Below are 15,622 nucleotides of genomic sequence, written 5' to 3'. Positions count from 1 at the left end.
GCAGCGACAGACGCGGGGGACAGGGCGACCGGGACAGCGGGAAGCGGGTGTCGCATGTCGGGGAAGTGAAGGTCAGTGGCCAGTTTTTCAGAAGGTCAGGCCGTTGCGCAGGAGCTGCTGTGCCTTGTCGGCCGGTAGCGGCCGGCTGAACAGGAATCCCTGCATTTCAGCGCAACCGTGGCCGGCCAGCAGTTCAAGCTGCTCGTAGGCTTCCACCCCTTCAGCAGTGACCTGCATGCGCAGGGTGCGGGCCATGTCGATGATGATCTTGGCGATGGCCAGATCGTCAGGGTTGGAGGTAATGTCGCGGACAAAGGAACGGTCGATCTTGAGTCGGCCCAGGGGAAAGTTTTTCAGATAGGCCAGGGAGGAGTAGCCGGTACCGAAGTCGTCGATGGCCAGGTGACAGCCCATGTCGGTCAGTGCGCGCAGCAGGGCCATGTTTTCGCTGACGTTGCGCATCAGGATGCTTTCGGTCATTTCCAGCTCGAGAAAACAGGGTTCAAGACCGGTCTCCAGCAGGATGGCCGCGATGGACTGGTCCAGATTGGGACGAAACTGGCGGGTCGACAGGTTGACCGCCATCCTGACCGGAGGGAGGCCGGCGTCATGCCATGCCTTTGTCTGTCGGCAGGCGGTCTGCAACACCCATTCGCCGATGGCGATGATCAGACCGCTTTCTTCCGCCAGCGGCACGAACTTGTCCGGGGAGATCAGGCCCAGATCGGGATGGTACCAGCGTAGCAGCGCCTCGAAGCCGACGATGGAGCGGGAGAGAACATCGACCTGGGGCTGGTAGTACAACTTGAACTCCTGTCGCTCCAGGGCACGACGCAGGGCGCTCTCCAGGATCATCCGCTCCATCACCCGCACGTTCAGGTCGCTGGAGTAGAACTGGAAGTTGTTGCGATCCAGCTCCTTGGCCCGGTACATGGCCAGGTCGGCGTGTTTCATCAGGGTCAGGGCATCCGGGCCGTCGGCGGGATAGACCGAGATGCCGATACTGGCGGTGATGTACAGTTCATGCCCTTCCACGATGAACGGCTCGGCGATCACCCCCAGCAGTTTCGACGCGGCTGCGCTGATCCCCTCTTCGCCGGTCACCATGGTCAGCACCACGACGAATTCATCCCCGCCCAGGCGGGCCAGGGTATCGCTTTCCCGTACGCAGGCCGAGAGGCGTTCCGCCACCTGGCGCAGCAACAGGTCGCCGGCCCGGTGGCCCAGGGAGTCGTTTATCCCCTTGAAACGGTCCAGGTCGAGGAACAGCACGCCGGCCACCGACTGGGTCCGGGAAGCGTGGATGATGGCCTGGTGCAGACGGTCCTGCAGCAGATTGCGGTTGGGCAGACCGGTCAGGTGGTCGTAGTTGGAGAGATTGCGGATCTCCTCCTCTGCCCGTATCCGGGCGGTGATGTCCAGGGTGCTGCCGATCATCCGGCAGGGTCTGCCGTTGTCGTCGGCGATCAGTTCCCCCTGGCTGTTCACGATCAGCTCCTCGTCGCTGGCGGTCCTGATCCGGTAGACCACATCAAGGGGGCGGCACTCGGCCACCGCATCGGCAAACGCCTTGCGGATGGCGGGCTGGTCAATCGGGTTGATCCGGCTGTACAGCCACTCCAGGGTGATAGGCGGATGGTGAGCCGGGTCGAAGCCCAGCAGGTGATACAGCTCGTTGGAAAAGACGAAGCCGTTACTGGTGATGTTCCACTCCCAGCTGCCAATGCGGGCGATGCGATGAACCCGTGCCAGGCGCGCTTCACTTTGCTGCAGCGCCTCCATGGCCCGCTGCAGGCGGCGGGCGGTTTCCGCCTCCTGCAAGGTTTTCGAGACAGCCAGCGGCAGGCGGTCCAGCAGGGTGGTGTCCTTGATCAGAAAGTCGCCGGCACCGATCTTCATCATCCGCACCGCCAGCAGCGAATCGTCCCGGCCGGTCATGATGATGAAGGGAACCCTGCTGCCGGTGGTGGTCATGGTGGCGACAAAGTCCTCCACCGACATGTCGGGCATGGTGTAGTCCAGCACCATCAGGGCGATACTGCCGCTGCCCAGGCTGGTCAGGGCGCAGCCGCCGCTGACCACGGTTTCGCAGCGATACCCCTCGCTGCGCAGAACGCCGGCGATCAATTCACCGAACGGAACGTTTCCTTCAACCACCAGAATCGTTCCGGTATGTTCCGGCCTGATCGCTTCAGTCATCGGTCCGTTTTTTCAGGCACCAACCCTCTTTGTTGGTCTGCGGGGTGCGGGAAATGGCCAGGGAGTCCGGCGGTACGTCGCGGGTTACGGTGGTGCCGGCTGCGATCAGGGCGCCGCTGCCCACCGTCACCGGCGCCACCAGCTGGACATCGCTGCCGACGAACACCCGGTCGCCGATGACGGTGCGGTGCTTCCTGGTCCCGTCGTAGTTGCAGGTGATGGTGCCGCAGCCGATATTCACCTCGCTGCCGATCTCCGCATCCCCCAGGTAGGTCAGGTGCGATGCCTTGCTGCCTTCCCCCAGTACCGCTTTTTTCGTCTCCACGAAATTACCGATCTTCACCCGCTCGGCCAGCACCGTGCCGGGACGCAGGTGGGCCATGGGACCCACGGCAACGTCGGCCGCCAGCGAGGAGTCTTCCAGGATACTGCCGTTTTTCAGGTGTACCCGGTCGCCGATCCGGCAGTCGGTCACCTGCACATTGCTCTCCAGCAGGCAGCCCTGACCAATGATCGTTCTGCCGCGCAGCACGCAGCCGGGCCAGATCACGGTGTCGTTCCCCACGGTGACCCCGGCGTCGACGTAGGTCTGCAGCGGGTCGATCAGGGTCACCCCGGCCAGCATCAGGCGCCGGTTGATCCGTTCGCGCAACAGGGTGGCGGCCTCGGCCAACTGGGCCCGGTCGTTGACGCCCATGATTTCCCGGTGGTCGTCGGCAACGATGCCGTGGCAGGGGAGCCCCTCCGCAACGGCCATGGCCACCAGATCGGTCAGATAGTATTCATTCTGGGCATTGTTGCTGCCCAGGCGGTCGATGTGGCTGCGCAGGAAGGCAAGATCCATGCAGTAGATGCCGCTGTTCACCTCGTCGAGAGCCTGCTCAGCGGGACTGGCGTCTTTCTGTTCCACGATGCGCAGCACCTGGTCCCGGCTGTCCCGCACGATCCGTCCATAACCGTAGGGGTCGGGCATGCGGGCGGTGAGAATCGTCACCGCCGCCCCGGATGCTGCGTGGCTGGCAGCCAGGCGCTGCAGGGTGGCACCGGTCAGGAGCGGCGTGTCGCCGCAGAGAATCAGTACCGACCCGCTTTGGCTGCGCAGGGAGGGGAGGGCGCACGCCACGGCGTGACCGGTGCCGAGCTGCTCCTCCTGCAGGGCGATGCTGACGCCGGTTTCGGCGGCAAAACGCTGCCGTACCTGCTCCGCCTGATGTCCCGCCACGATGGTGATCTCTGCGGCACCCGCCTCGCGGGCCGCGGCCAGCGACCAGGCCAGCAGGGGGCGGCCCGCGGCTTCGTGCAGCACCTTCGCAACGGTGGACTTCATTCTGGTCCCCTTGCCGGCGGCAAGGATCAGTGCGCTTGCGAGCGACATCTGGTAACTCCTGAGCATATAGGATAGACAGTGTTATATAGCCACCCCACCCTGTGCCGTCAAGCCTCTTATGCCCCTAACTCCTTTACAGAACGGATTTTTCCCCCTATAGTTACCGCCCATGGGCATTGCCGAAGACCTTCCCATACTTGAGTCCCGTCTGACCGAGTTGATTACCCGCTACGAGCAGTACTTCATTGGGGTTGAAAAACGCGAGCCGTTACGTCTGTTGGCCGAGGTGGACCAACTGGTCCGTCGCTACGCCACCGCACCGATCACCAACACGATGTACAAACACCGCTACACCAGCCTGGTGGCCCGCCTCTCCAGCTATCGACAGCTCTGGAACAAGACCGTGCGGGAGATCGAGGAGGGGCGCTATGCCCGCGACCGCTTCCGGGCACGGCTCAACGAAGAACGACGGGAGCAGGGAGAGGGGATGGAGCGCCGTCGGGATATCCTGCCGCCGGTGGACCCCGATCTGGAGCGGGTCTACCGCGAACTGCAGGAAGCCCGCAGCGCCTGCAACCTGCCGCCCGGCGGCGTCACCCGCGAGCAGCTTGCCGCCACTCTGGCCAAACAGCGTCCGGAGCTGAGCCGCAGGCTGGGCACCGATGACATCCGCTTCCGGGTGGTCGTCGAAAACGGCAAACCGAGAATCAAGGCAGGCAAAACAGATACCCACACCTGATACCACCATGGATCATCACGAGCATACCACGCTGCACCACTTCACCGGATCACTGACAGATGCCGTAGCCGCCGGCGGGAATCCGATCATCCTGACCGGCGCCGCCGGAGCCGGCACTGCTCTGGCCATCGCGTTGCTGTCGCAGCAGGTCCGGCGCCATCTGCTGGTGGTAACGCCGGACCAGGCGACCGCGGACGAACTGGTCCGGGAACTGGACTTTTTCGATGCGGCCGGGATCTGTTCCTTTCCGGCCTGGGAAACCGCTCCCTTCGACTCCGTTTCCCCGCATCCCGACATCAGCGGTGCCCGGCTTTCGACCTTGGTTCGCCTGGGACAGGAAGCGCAGGCAACCGTGGTTGCGCCGGTGGCGGCACTGCTGCAGCGGGTCCTGCCCCCCGGCGTGCTCGCAACCGCCTCCTGTCGTCTTGCGCCGGGGGACGAGCCGGACCGGGAGGAGCTGCTGGAACGCCTGGTGCGGATGGGATATGTCAATGTTCCCCTGGTGGAGGAACGGGGTACCTTTGCCGTCCGCGGCGGCATTCTGGACCTGTTTCCCCCCAGCATGGCCCGCCCGGTGCGGATTGAATTCTTCGGTGACCAGGTGGAAACCCTGCGTCAGTTCGATCCCTTGAGCCAGCGTTCCCACGAGCCGCTGCAGGAACTGCTGCTGTTGCCCTCCCGGGAACTGATCCTGGATACAGTTACCCTGGAGCGGTTCCTGCCGCGTTTGAAGGAGCGGGCTGACGCCCTGGACATTCCGGCGGACCGGCGACGCACGCTGACCGCCGAGCTCCAAGAGGCCGGCTGGCCCGGCGGTATCGAGTACCTGCAGCCCCTTTTTCAGCCCGACCTTGTCCCGTTCACCGCCTACCTGGCCGCACCCCTGCTGGTGCTGGTGGAGCCGGAACGGGTTCGCGAGCAGGCGGCCCTGTTTGCCCGGGATATTTCCCTGGGAGAGCAGAAGGCCCGTGAGGAGGGACGGCTCTATCCCGAGCCGGCGGATCTTTTCCTGAACTCCGAGCAGATGCGCGTGCTTTTTGAGGGGTGTCAGCGGCTGGAAATCCCGGTGGTGGCGGTGGAGGACGAACTGCATGCCGCCCGGGTGGTGGCGCTTGCCAGCGAGGAGAACCGCGACCTGAAGGTCAGCGTGGCCCCGGAGCGGCAGCACGCCCTGGAACCGCTGGCGGCACGGCTGCGCGGCTGGCTGGAGCAGGAGTGGCAGCTGCTGCTGGTCTGTCACCAGAGCACCCAGGCGGAGCGGATGCGGACACTGCTGGAGGGGTACCGTATCCCCTGTGTCGACATTCCCCCCGGCAGCGGGCTGGCGACGGCGCTGGCGGCAACGCAGGGGCACCGGGCCGTGGGGATCGCCCTGGGCCAGCTTTCGCGGGGGGTGCGGCTGCCCCGGCAGCGCTGCGCCGTGATTGCCGAGGAAGAGCTGTTCGGCAAGCGGACGCGGCGCAAAAGCGGGGTGTCGGCGCTGCGCACCAAACAGATCCTGGCGTCTCTGGCGGAGCTGAAGCCCGGCGATCCCATGGTGCATGTGGACCACGGCATCGGCATCTACCGTGGTCTGCACCACCTGAAAACCGGTACGGTGGAGGGGGATTTCCTGCTGCTGGAGTACGCCGGCAGCGACAAACTTTACCTGCCGATCGACCGCCTGGGGCTGGTGCAGCGCTACGTGGGGGGCGAAGGGGCGGTTCCTCAGGTGGCCAGGCTGGGGGGGAGCGGCTGGGAAAAGACCCGCAGCAAGGCCCGCAAGGCGGTGGAGGAGCTGGCCGGCGAGCTGCTGGAGATCTATGCCCGGCGGCAGGCGGCCCAGGGCTTCGGCTTCTCGCCCCCGGACGAGCTGTTCCGGGAGTTCGAGGCCACCTTCCCCTGGGAGGAAACCCCGGACCAGCTGAACGCCATTCAGGATGTGCTGGGGGACATGCAGCATACCCGCCCCATGGACCGGCTGGTCTGCGGCGACGTGGGCTACGGCAAGACCGAGGTGGCGCTGCGGGCCGCCTTCAAGGCGGTGCTGGACGGCAAGCAGGTGGCGGTGCTGGTCCCCACCACCATCCTGGCGCAGCAGCACTTCGAGACCTTCAGGGAGCGACTGAAGGAGTATCCGCTGACCGTTGAGGCGTTGTCCCGCTTCCGTTCCGCCAAGGAACAGAAGGAGATTCTGGAGCGGCTGAAGGCGGGGAAGGTGGACATCGTGGTGGGCACCCACCGGCTGCTGCAGAAGGATGTGGCGTTCAAGGACCTGGGGCTGTTGATCGTGGACGAAGAACAGCGCTTCGGGGTCAAGGACAAGGAACGGCTGAAACAGTACCGGGCCAGCGTGGATATCCTCACCCTCACCGCCACGCCGATCCCCCGTACCCTCCACCTCTCCATGATGGGCATCCGCGATCTCTCCATCATCGACACCCCGCCGGTGGACCGGCAGGCGATCCGCACCGTGGTGGCCCGGGACCGGGACGAGCTGGTGCGGGATGCCGTCATGCGGGAGCTGGAACGGGGCGGCCAGGTCTTCTACGTGCATAACCGGGTACAGAGTATCGGCCTGGTGGCGGAGCGGCTGCGCCGCCTGGTGCCGGAGGCCCGCATCGCCGTGGCCCACGGCCAGATGGAGGAGAAAGAGCTGGAAAAGGTGATGCTGGGCTTCATGCGGGGCGACACCAACCTGCTGCTCTCCACCACCATCATCGAGTCCGGCCTGGACATCCCCCGGGCCAACACCATGCTGGTGGACCGGGCCGACACCTTCGGCCTCTCCCAGCTCTACCAGTTGCGGGGGCGGATCGGCCGCTCCACCGTGCAGGGGCACGCCTTCCTGCTGATCCCCGGCGAGGGAAGCATCACCCAGGATGCCCGTGAGCGGCTCAAGGTGATCCAGGAGCTGACCGAGCTGGGGGCCGGCTTTCGTATCGCCACCCATGATCTGGAGCTGCGCGGTGCCGGCGACCTGCTGGGACCCCGTCAGTCCGGCACGGTGGCCGATATCGGCTTCGAGTACTATACCCAGTTGCTGGAGGAGGCCATCGCCAATCTGAAGGGGGAGCAGCGGGAGGAACGCTGCGAACCGGAGATCAACCTGGCGGTTTCCGGCTTCATTCCGGAAAGCTACGTGCCGGACACCAGCCAGCGGCTGGTGCTGTACAAGCGGCTGGTGCAGGCCGAAACAGAGCAGGAAGTGACGGAGCTGCGGGGGGAGATGGAAGACCGCTACGGCCACCTGCCGGCGGCCGTGGAAACCCTGGTGCGGATCATGGGGCTGCGCATTCAGCTCAAGCGGCTGAAGATACAGAAAATCGACGCCGACGGCAGAAAGCTGGTGCTGACGTTCCATCCCCGGACCACGGTACAGCCCGATCTCCTCATTACCCTCATCCGAAAGGAGCCGGCCGCCTACCAATTCACTCCCGATCACCGCCTGGTGATGCAGCTGGCGGATAGTGTGGTCGGCAGCCAGGTGATCGAGGCGGCAGCCGGCCTGCTGCAGCGGCTGGCCGCCCCGTAGTCGGTTTTCAGGCGATGGTGTGGCGGATATCTTTTCCCTTCACCATGAAGATGACCATTTCCGCGATGTTAGTGGCATGGTCGGATATCCGCTCCAGCGATTTGGAGATGTAGGTCAGTTTCATGGCCCGGCTGATGGTGCTGGGGTCCTCGATCATGTAGGTGTAGAGTTCCCGCTGGATCTGCTGGTTCAGCTCGTCCACCAGCTGGTCGTCCTTGCAGACCTTGATGGCCAGGGTGTCGTCGTAGCGGACAAAGGAGTCCAGGGCTTCCCGGACCATGGTGGAGGCCCGGTTCGCCATACGCGGGATGTCGATGTACGGCTTCAGCGGAGGCTCCTGGTTCAGCTCGCGGGCCCGTTTGGCCACGTTGGCGCACTGGTCGCCGATCCGCTCCAGGTCGGTGACGATCTTGAGCGCCAGGGTGATGAAGCGCAGATCCCGCGCCGCCGGCTGACGACGGGCCAGCAGTTCCAGGCATTTTTCGTCAATGGCCACCTCGTGGGTGTTCACCTCGTGGTCCATGGCGATGATCCGCTCCGCCAGGGCGGTATCCCGCTCCACCAGTGCCTTGATGGAGTCGGCGATCATCACCTCCACCAGCCCCCCCATGGTCAGAAGCCGCTGCCGCAGGTCGTTCAGCTCCTGGTCGTAGGCTGCGCTGAAATGTTCTCGTTCCATTATCCGAATCTCCCCGTGATGTAGTCTTCCGTCTCTTTCCGATCCGGATTGGTGAAAATTTTCTTGGTTTCATTGTACTCGATCAGCTCGCCCATGTAGAGGAAGGCGGTGTAGTCGGAGACCCGGGCCGCCTGCTGCATGTTGTGGGTGACGATCAGGATCGAGAAGCGCGCCTTCAGCTCCTCCATCAACTCCTCGATGCTGGCGGTGGCGATCGGGTCCAGGGCGGAGGTCGGCTCGTCGAACAGCATGATCTCCGGATCAATGGCCAGGGCCCGGGCGATGCAGAGCCGCTGCTGCTGACCACCGGAGAGGTTGAAGGCCAGGTCATGCAGGCGATCCTTCACCTCGTTCCAGAGGGCGGCGTTGGTCAGGGCCTCTTCCACCTTTTCCTCAAGAATTGATTTTTTGCTGACCCCCCGCACTTTCAGGCCGTAGGCCACATTCTCGAAAATCGACTTGGGGAAGGGGTTCGGCTTCTGAAAGACCATGCTGATCCGCATCCGGACCTCGATCGGGTCAACATCGCCGGAAAGGACGTTGACGTTGTCCGGGTGCAGGACGATCTCGCCGTCGTAGCGATTGCCGGGATAGAGATCGTGCATCCGGTTGAAGCAGCGCAGAAAGGTCGATTTGCCACAGCCGGAGGGGCCGATCAGGGCGGTCACCTTCCTGTCGTACAGCGGCAGGGAGATATTTTTCAATGCCTTGACGGTGCCGTAGTAAAAGCTCAGATCCCGTGCTTCGGCTTTCAATGTTTGTATTGATTCAGTCATGCGGTTGCTCCTGACGGGCAGTATGGAATGTTACCACTTTATTCTCCTGCGGATACGGTAGCGCAGCCAGATGGCCAGGCCGTTCATGGCCAGGGTCATGACCAGCAGCACCACCCCGGCTGCGGCGGCGTTCAGCTGGAACGCCTCCTCCGGCCGCGAGGTCCAGTTGAACATCTGGATCGGCATCACCGTGAACGGGTCCTTCAGCCAGGCAAAGGAGATGAAGGGAAATTCGGCGGTAACGGGTGAACTGGGTAGAAAGGCGATGAAGGTGAGCGCCCCGATGGTGATGATCGGCGCTGTCTCGCCGATGGCCCGGGAAAGGCCGATGATCATGCCGGTGAGAATCCCTGCCGACGAATAGGGCAACAGGTGACCGGAGACCATCTGCCAACGGGTGGCACCCAGGGCGTAGGCCGCCTCACGGATGCTGCCCGGTACTGCCCGCAGCGCCTCCCGGGTGGCCACGATCACCACCGGCAGGATCAGCAGCGCCAGGGTGAGGCCGGCGGAGAGGATGCTCTGGCCGAAACCGAACTGATAGACGAACAGGCCCAGGGCCAGCAAGCCATAGACAATGGAAGGGACGCCGGCCAGATTGGTGACGTTGATCTCGATGATGGCGGTCATCCAGTTGCGGGGTGCGTATTCTTCCAGGTAGACGGCGGCGGCCACCCCCAGGGGAACGGCGGTGACGGCGGTGACCAGCATCACCGCCATGGTTCCCACCCAGGCGGAGAGGATGCCGGCGTTTTCCGGCAACCGGGAGGGGAAGGAAGTGAAGAACTGGGGGGTGAGCCGTTCCATACCCTGCAGGAACAGTTGGGCGAACAGTACCACCAGGGTCAGGATTCCCACCAGCAGGCAACAGATGCCGAACAGGGCGAACAGATGATCCCATCGCTTGTGGCGGGCGATGATGCCCCGCATCTCGTCAAGGGTGAAACGCATCAGTACACCTCCCGGAATTTGCGTGACAGCCAGTAGCCCAGTACGTTGAAGACCAGTGTAATCAGCATCAGGGTCAGACCGGCGGCGAAGATGGTCTGGTAGCCGATGCTGCCGTGGGGCAGATCCCCCAGGGCCACCTGTACGATGTAGGAGCTGATGGTGGCGGCCGGCTCCAGGGGGTTCAGGGTCAGGTTGGGCTGCATGCCGGCGGCCACGGCCACGATCATGGTTTCCCCCACGGCCCGGGAAATTCCCAGGATGTAGGCGGCGGCGATGCCGGAAAAGGCGCCGGGTACCACCACCCGGGTGGCGGTCTGGAAGCGGGTGGCCCCCATGGCGTAGGAACCTTCGCGGATATGCATCGGCACCGCCCGCATGGCATCCTCGCTGACCGAGCTGACGTAGGGAATGATCATGATTCCCATCACCAGGCCGGCGGAAAGCATGTTGAAGCCGGGAAGTTCCGGCATCAGTTTCTGCAGCAGGGGGGTGACGAAGATCAGGGCGAAGTAGCCGTACACCACCGTGGGGACGGCTCCCAGCAGTTCCAGGAACGGTTTGACGCTTTCCCGCACCCGGTGGGGAGCGAACTCGCTCAGGTAGATGGCGATGACGGTTCCCATGGGAATCGCCACCGCCAGCGCCACCAGGGTGGTGACCAGGGTGCCGGCCACCAGGGTCATGATGCCGTAGTGGGCATCATCGAACAGCGGGGTCCACTGGGTGTCGGTGAGAAACGTCCAGAGGGAAACCACCTTGAACAGGGGGATCGATTCGTACACCAGGATGGCGACGATGGCGAAGGTGGTGGCCACGGAGATGGAGGCGGCGAGAAACAGCCCCAGTTCGATGATCCGCTCTTTGATATGGCGCAGCGGTTTATGGGCCAGTCGGTTTGTGTTGGTGTCCACAGGATACTCCGGGGTGTGAAAATAGCCGGCGGAGGGGCGCCATGTGCACCGCCCCTCCGCCGCGTCCAGCCTGCTCCTGAGCTGTCAGTGCTTGCCTTCCCGCTGCAGCAGCTCCTCGACGGAGACGCCCACTTCGGGGACACCGCCGAAACCGGTGCCGGTCTTCTTGGCCTTGAAGTTGGACTGGGTCTGCTTGTACGCCTTGTCGGGCAGCCCCACCATCTTGACCGCCTTGGCGTACTTGGCGGCGTTGGCCAGGTAGAAATCAACGAATTCTCTTACTTCGGGTTTCTCCAGGGACTTGGCACTCACGTAGATGAAGACCGGGCGGGAGAGGGGCTGGTAGGTGCCGTTCTTGACCGTATCAAAGGAGGGCAGCACTCCCGACTTGCCGGCCTTCTCGGCGATGGCAACCGCCTTCAGCTTCTTGGTGTTCTCGGCGTAGTAGGAGTAGCCGAAGAAGCCCAGGGCCCCCTTGTCGCGAGAAACGCCCTGTACCAGCACGTTGTCGTCCTCGCTGGCGGTGAAGTCGCCGCGGCTGGACTTGGACTTGCCCACGATCGCCTCGGTGAAGTAATCGAAGGTACCGGAGTCGGCACCGGCGCCGAACAGCTTGATCGGCAGATCGGGCCAGGACGGATTGACCTGGTTCCACTTGGTGATCTTGCCCTGGGCAGTCGGCTCCCAGATTTTTTTCAGTTCCTCCACGGTCATGGTCTTGATGAAGCTGTTCTGGGGGTTCACCACCACGGTCAGAGCGTCGTAGGCCACCGGCAGTTCGATGTACTTGATGCCGGCCGCCGCGCAGGCTTCCATCTCCTTCTTCAGGATCGGACGCGAAGCGTCGGAAATGTCGATCTCGCCGCGGCAGAACTTCTTGAACCCGCCGCCGGTGCCGGAGATGCCGACCGTTACCCTGACAGCTCCTTTCTTTCCTTTCTGGAACTCCTCGGCCACTGCTTCGGTAAGGGGGTAGACGGTGCTGGAGCCGTCGATCTTGACCAGGGTGTTGGCCTGGGCCGCGGCGGCGCAGCTCAGGGTGAGGCAGGCTGCCAGAATCGCTTTCTTGAGCATGGGTATGGTCTCCTTTGGAATGTGTGCTCTGCATGCACTGTTGCAACGCTGTTCACGCTACTCCTGGATTGTGACAACTGTGTTACGGGTCGGAAAAAGGTTGGTGAACTGTGGCTGAGACGGCGCCGACAGCGGCGCAATAAACGTTTGACAGGGGGGAGGAAGCAGAGTATTAACAGCAATACAAGACAGTTACCTCTCCGTTCACGAGCAAACCTTGAGTAATCGAGGGACGCAAAGCCACGGATCCTTCAGGTAAGGACCGCCGGGTTGCCGAAGAGAGGGCAAAAACGCACAACGCTTTTTCGCCCTTCCCCGCAGCCGGAAGGGTTTTTTTGTTCGTGGTTGCAAGGATATAGGCAATGGATGTTGAGCGGCTTCAAGCGTCGCAACAGTTGCAGAAGGCAAAGATTATGGTGGTTGATGACGATCCCACCACCCTTGCCCTGCTGAATACACTGCTGGTGGTGCACGGCAACGAGGTGGTGGTCTTCCCCACCGGCTCCATTGCCCTGTCCGCCTTGCGTAACTACCTGCCCGACCTGATCCTGTTGGCCACCAACATTGTCGATACCGATGCCTACCTGTTCTGCCGCCAGTTGAAACAGGATATCAGGCTGCGCGACATTCCGGTCATCATGCTCAGTGATGACCCGGACCCGGCGAACAAGATGCGTGCCTTCCATCTGGGGGCGGTTGATTTCATCACCAAGCCGTTTCACTTCGAGGAGCTGCGGGCCAGGATCGCGGTGTTCCTCAATCTCTGCATGCTGGAAGGGAAGTTGAAGTTTCAGCAGATGGTGGAGAAGAAGGTGCGGGAAATCTCCGATGCCCAACAGGCCACCATTTTTGCCCTGGCAAAGCTGGCCGAGCAACGGGACGAGGATACCGGCGCCCATCTGGAGCGGGTGCGGGAGTTTTGCCGCCTGCTGGCGATCCGCCTGGGGGACGGCTCCCCCTACAGCCACTACATCACCCCCGAGTTCGTGGACTGCATCCAGCATGCCTCACCGCTGCACGATATCGGCAAAGTAGCCATTCCGGACCGCATCCTGTTGAAACCCGGTCCCCTGACGCAGGACGAATTCGAGATCATGAAAAGCCACACCGTGCTGGGGGCCGAAAACCTGCAGCAGGTGTACAACCTCTACTGCGGCAATACCTTCATCGGCATGGGTATCGAGATCGCCCTGTACCATCACGAGCGCTGGAACGGCACCGGGTATCCCGACGGCCTGGTGGGACGGAACATCCCGTTACCGGCCCGGATCATGGCGGTGGCTGATTTTTACGATGCATTGCGCTCCGACCGCTGCTACCGCAAGGGATACGGACACGAAAAAGTGCGGATGATGCTGCTGGAAGGAGACGGAACCCACTTTGACCCGGAGCTGGTCAAGGCGTTCCTCTCACTTGAGGAACAGTTCCAGGATATTCACCACGAATATATTTAATCCTCTCCAGACCCGGTCCGGTTTTGCCTCCAGAGGCCCGGACGATCCGCTGACGTAGAGCCGTATGGCGGAATCAGGTCGCCACAAGCCGGGGAGCAGCAGAACCAAGGTTTCTGATGGAAAGTCCCTGGTGTTTAACGTCACCGACTTCGTGACTGACACCATGATCATGGGTCGCAACCTCCGGAATCATCCTGAAGTATTCAACCTGCTCACGAAGACCGTTGGCCATGCCAACCAGTTGTCTAATTACATTCGCCGACTCTTCGGCGCCATGGGCAGTGCTGCCGACCGCCTCAGTGATACCAAGTATGTTCTGGCTGATCTGGCTTGTGGTACTGGTCTGTTCTTCCGCAGCGCAGGCAATCCGGTTGACCTGTTCCGTCAAGGCATCTATCTGGGAAAGTATATGTTGCAGCGCTTCCCTTGAGCAGGCGGCGTCAGATGCTCCCTGTTCCACCTCATGTACTCCTTTTTCCATGTATTGCACTGCATGACGGGTTTCATCCTGTATGGCGTTTATCATCTGCTCGATCTCCCCGGTCGCCGTGCTCGTCCGCTCCGCAAGCGCACGAACTTCATCAGCCACCACCGCAAATCCGCGTCCCTGGTCACCCGCACGCGCCGCTTCAATGGCGGCATTCAAGGCCAACAGATTTGTCTGGTCAGCAATGTCACCGATGGTCAGTATTATGCTGCCGATCTGCTCACTCTGTTTACCCAGCCCATCAATGGAGACAGCTGCCTGCCTGACCAGCTCTGCAATTTTTTCAAGGGAAGCAATGGAGGAGTGCACAACCTCCGCACCATTTTTTGCAGCCATGCCAACCTGACTGGATTGTTCAGCTGCATTTTCGCAGCTTTGGGCTATTTCACGAGAGGTGGCCGCCATCTCTTCAGCAGCGGTTGCTATGGTGTTTGCTTGGCTGGAAGCCTGGCCGGCGGATCGCGCAGTCTGCACGGCTATGACATGCAACTGATCTGCGGCCCCGGTAATACTGTTGCTGTTTTGTGAAATTCTTGTCATTGCCAGACCAAGATGCTCAGCCATTTGGTTCATGGCGGCAACCATTTCGCCAACTTCATCATGGTTCAGCACAGCTGCCCGGGCCGACAGGTTGCCTTTCCGAATTTCATGGGCCATTGCCACAGCGCCTGCCAGGGACGAGGTAATTGAACGCACCAGCAAAAACGAGCACCAGAGCAGGGAGAGCATCAATAGGCAGGGAGTAGCAATGGCAATGATTTTGTACCATTCAGCCGATGCCATTGCGGTGGAGCTTTGGCGTTCCATGTAGGATGTATTGCGGTCTGCTATCTTCAGTGACAACAGAAGAATACTCTCGTCCAGCGCCCCGAGCGTCTCTTCCAGTGTCTTGAATGCCTCTTCACCATAGCGACCACGGGACAAGGAAATGACATCGTCTGCTTTGTAAGAATACTCTACGTTCAGCGTGCCTATCTCGGCTAAGACCGATTTGCCTTCAGCAGTCTGTTCATGTTTGCCGAGTTCCGCCAGCAGCAAATCAAATCGCTCTCTCCCTTTTTCGTACTCCTTCAGATAGCGTTCATCTCTTGAAGCAACGAAGTAGGCCAGATTTGCGGCCTGGCGAGCTTTAACGGTTTGCAGTTCCTGAGCTGTGCGTGCAGAGGGAAAGTTTTTCATGCCCAGCTCCTCAAGATATCCCCCCATCACACTGGAGGTCTTCCAGAGAAGTCCTCCAAGGCTACCTATACCAAGGCAAATAAACACAATTAATATCAGCAGCTTTGTCTTAATACTCAGGCGCATTGCAATTGACGACAGCATGATGTCTTGTCTCCCTGTACATCGTAAGATTCCTATTGACAGGTTGTGGCACATAATAACTGCCGTTCTGCTTCTGCCATGTGTCAAATTGGTGATAAATACGCCCTGCAGCAGAATGAGGTATGCTGAAGAAAGCGGATACTTTTTATGGTCGAGTTCATTCCATGGGAGGTATCCACAAGGCATCC

At 61.7% G+C, this 15,622-nt stretch carries 11 protein-coding genes and 1 riboswitch; of the genes, 3 read left to right on the top strand and 8 right to left on the bottom strand.

Translation table 11 applies throughout. The features are described from left to right. Positions 1 to 87: 87 nt before the first annotated feature. Positions 88 to 2,199, bottom strand: coding sequence for an EAL domain-containing response regulator (locus RAK07_RS12930; protein WP_305733248.1), 2,112 nt, complete (start codon positions 2,197 to 2,199; stop codon positions 88 to 90). Further along, positions 2,192 to 3,574: a bifunctional UDP-N-acetylglucosamine diphosphorylase/glucosamine-1-phosphate N-acetyltransferase GlmU gene (gene glmU, locus RAK07_RS12925; RefSeq protein ID WP_305733247.1), complete on the bottom strand. Its 1,383-nt coding sequence runs from the start codon at positions 3,572 to 3,574 to the stop codon at positions 2,192 to 2,194. Before glmU ends, RAK07_RS12930 begins: the two co-directional genes overlap by 8 nt. Before the next feature lie 121 nt (positions 3,575 to 3,695). On the opposite strand from glmU, the gene RAK07_RS12920 reads away from it, so the two are divergent. Together RAK07_RS12920 and mfd are read left to right on the top strand one after the other, a co-directional pair. Beyond that, positions 3,696 to 4,265 carry an MXAN_5187 C-terminal domain-containing protein gene (locus RAK07_RS12920; protein WP_305733246.1) on the top strand — a complete coding sequence of 190 codons (570 nt, stop codon included), beginning with the start codon at positions 3,696 to 3,698 and terminating at the stop codon, positions 4,263 to 4,265. Positions 4,266 to 4,272: 7 nt separating this feature from the next. Then, on the top strand, positions 4,273 to 7,779 hold the full coding sequence (gene mfd, locus RAK07_RS12915) for a transcription-repair coupling factor (RefSeq protein ID WP_305733245.1): 3,507 nt from the start codon (positions 4,273 to 4,275) through the stop codon (positions 7,777 to 7,779). Positions 7,780 to 7,786: 7 nt separating this feature from the next. Here the strand turns inward: mfd and phoU are convergent, their stop codons facing one another. The 5 genes from phoU to RAK07_RS12890 form a co-directional block, all read right to left on the bottom strand. Further along, entirely contained in the window at positions 7,787 to 8,458 is a 672-nt protein-coding gene (phoU, locus tag RAK07_RS12910; RefSeq protein ID WP_305733244.1) for a phosphate signaling complex protein PhoU, read from the bottom strand. Continuing rightward, the gene (pstB, locus tag RAK07_RS12905) at positions 8,458 to 9,234 is read right to left on the bottom strand and encodes a phosphate ABC transporter ATP-binding protein PstB (protein WP_305733243.1); all 777 of its coding nucleotides are present in this window, start codon (positions 9,232 to 9,234) and stop codon (positions 8,458 to 8,460) included. Before pstB ends, phoU begins: the two co-directional genes overlap by 1 nt. Before the next feature lie 30 nt (positions 9,235 to 9,264). Further along, positions 9,265 to 10,185, bottom strand: a complete 921-nt coding sequence (pstA, locus tag RAK07_RS12900; RefSeq protein ID WP_305733242.1) for a phosphate ABC transporter permease PstA — start codon at positions 10,183 to 10,185, stop codon at positions 9,265 to 9,267. Continuing rightward, positions 10,185 to 11,096 (bottom strand): phosphate ABC transporter permease subunit PstC, encoded by a 912-nt coding sequence (pstC, locus tag RAK07_RS12895; RefSeq protein WP_305733241.1) that lies wholly within the window; start codon positions 11,094 to 11,096, stop codon positions 10,185 to 10,187. Before pstC ends, pstA begins: the two co-directional genes overlap by 1 nt. An 84-nt stretch (positions 11,097 to 11,180) precedes the next feature. Next, a complete protein-coding gene (locus RAK07_RS12890; RefSeq protein ID WP_305733240.1) occupies positions 11,181 to 12,170 on the bottom strand; it encodes a PstS family phosphate ABC transporter substrate-binding protein in 990 nt (329 codons plus the stop codon). A gap of 199 nt (positions 12,171 to 12,369) precedes the next feature. Next, positions 12,370 to 12,448, top strand: a riboswitch (cyclic di-GMP riboswitch). An 84-nt stretch (positions 12,449 to 12,532) separates the two neighbouring features. Between RAK07_RS12890 and RAK07_RS12885 the strand changes: the two genes are divergently transcribed. After that, the gene (locus tag RAK07_RS12885; RefSeq protein ID WP_305733239.1) at positions 12,533 to 13,624 is read left to right on the top strand and encodes an HD domain-containing phosphohydrolase; all 1,092 of its coding nucleotides are present in this window, start codon (positions 12,533 to 12,535) and stop codon (positions 13,622 to 13,624) included. Positions 13,625 to 13,697: 73 nt separating this feature from the next. Here the strand turns inward: RAK07_RS12885 and RAK07_RS12880 are convergent, their stop codons facing one another. Next, positions 13,698 to 15,434 carry a methyl-accepting chemotaxis protein gene (locus RAK07_RS12880; RefSeq protein ID WP_305733238.1) on the bottom strand — a complete coding sequence of 579 codons (1,737 nt, stop codon included), beginning with the start codon at positions 15,432 to 15,434 and terminating at the stop codon, positions 13,698 to 13,700. Between the last annotated feature and the right edge of the window lie 188 nt (positions 15,435 to 15,622).

Origin of the sequence: Trichlorobacter ammonificans (assembly GCF_933509905.1) — a bacterium.
Taxonomy (GTDB): Bacteria; Desulfobacterota; Desulfuromonadia; order Geobacterales; family Pseudopelobacteraceae; genus Trichlorobacter; species Trichlorobacter ammonificans.
This window is presented reverse-complemented; position numbering and strand designations above follow the sequence as displayed.

What these genes read in the sequence shown, in the direction of transcription:
- RAK07_RS12930 (WP_305733248.1), bottom strand. Translation starts at nt 2,199, where the DNA reads ATGACTGAAGCGATCAGGCCGGAACATACCGGAACGATTCTGGTGGTT.
- glmU (WP_305733247.1), bottom strand. Translation starts at nt 3,574, where the DNA reads ATGTCGCTCGCAAGCGCACTGATCCTTGCCGCCGGCAAGGGGACCAGA.
- RAK07_RS12920 (WP_305733246.1), top strand. Translation starts at nt 3,696, where the DNA reads ATGGGCATTGCCGAAGACCTTCCCATACTTGAGTCCCGTCTGACCGAG.
- mfd (WP_305733245.1), top strand. Translation starts at nt 4,273, where the DNA reads ATGGATCATCACGAGCATACCACGCTGCACCACTTCACCGGATCACTG.
- phoU (WP_305733244.1), bottom strand. Translation starts at nt 8,458, where the DNA reads ATGGAACGAGAACATTTCAGCGCAGCCTACGACCAGGAGCTGAACGAC.
- pstB (WP_305733243.1), bottom strand. Translation starts at nt 9,234, where the DNA reads ATGACTGAATCAATACAAACATTGAAAGCCGAAGCACGGGATCTGAGC.
- pstA (WP_305733242.1), bottom strand. Translation starts at nt 10,185, where the DNA reads ATGCGTTTCACCCTTGACGAGATGCGGGGCATCATCGCCCGCCACAAG.
- RAK07_RS12890 (WP_305733240.1), bottom strand. Translation starts at nt 12,170, where the DNA reads ATGCTCAAGAAAGCGATTCTGGCAGCCTGCCTCACCCTGAGCTGCGCC.
- RAK07_RS12885 (WP_305733239.1), top strand. Translation starts at nt 12,533, where the DNA reads ATGGATGTTGAGCGGCTTCAAGCGTCGCAACAGTTGCAGAAGGCAAAG.
- RAK07_RS12880 (WP_305733238.1), bottom strand. Translation starts at nt 15,434, where the DNA reads ATGCTGTCGTCAATTGCAATGCGCCTGAGTATTAAGACAAAGCTGCTG.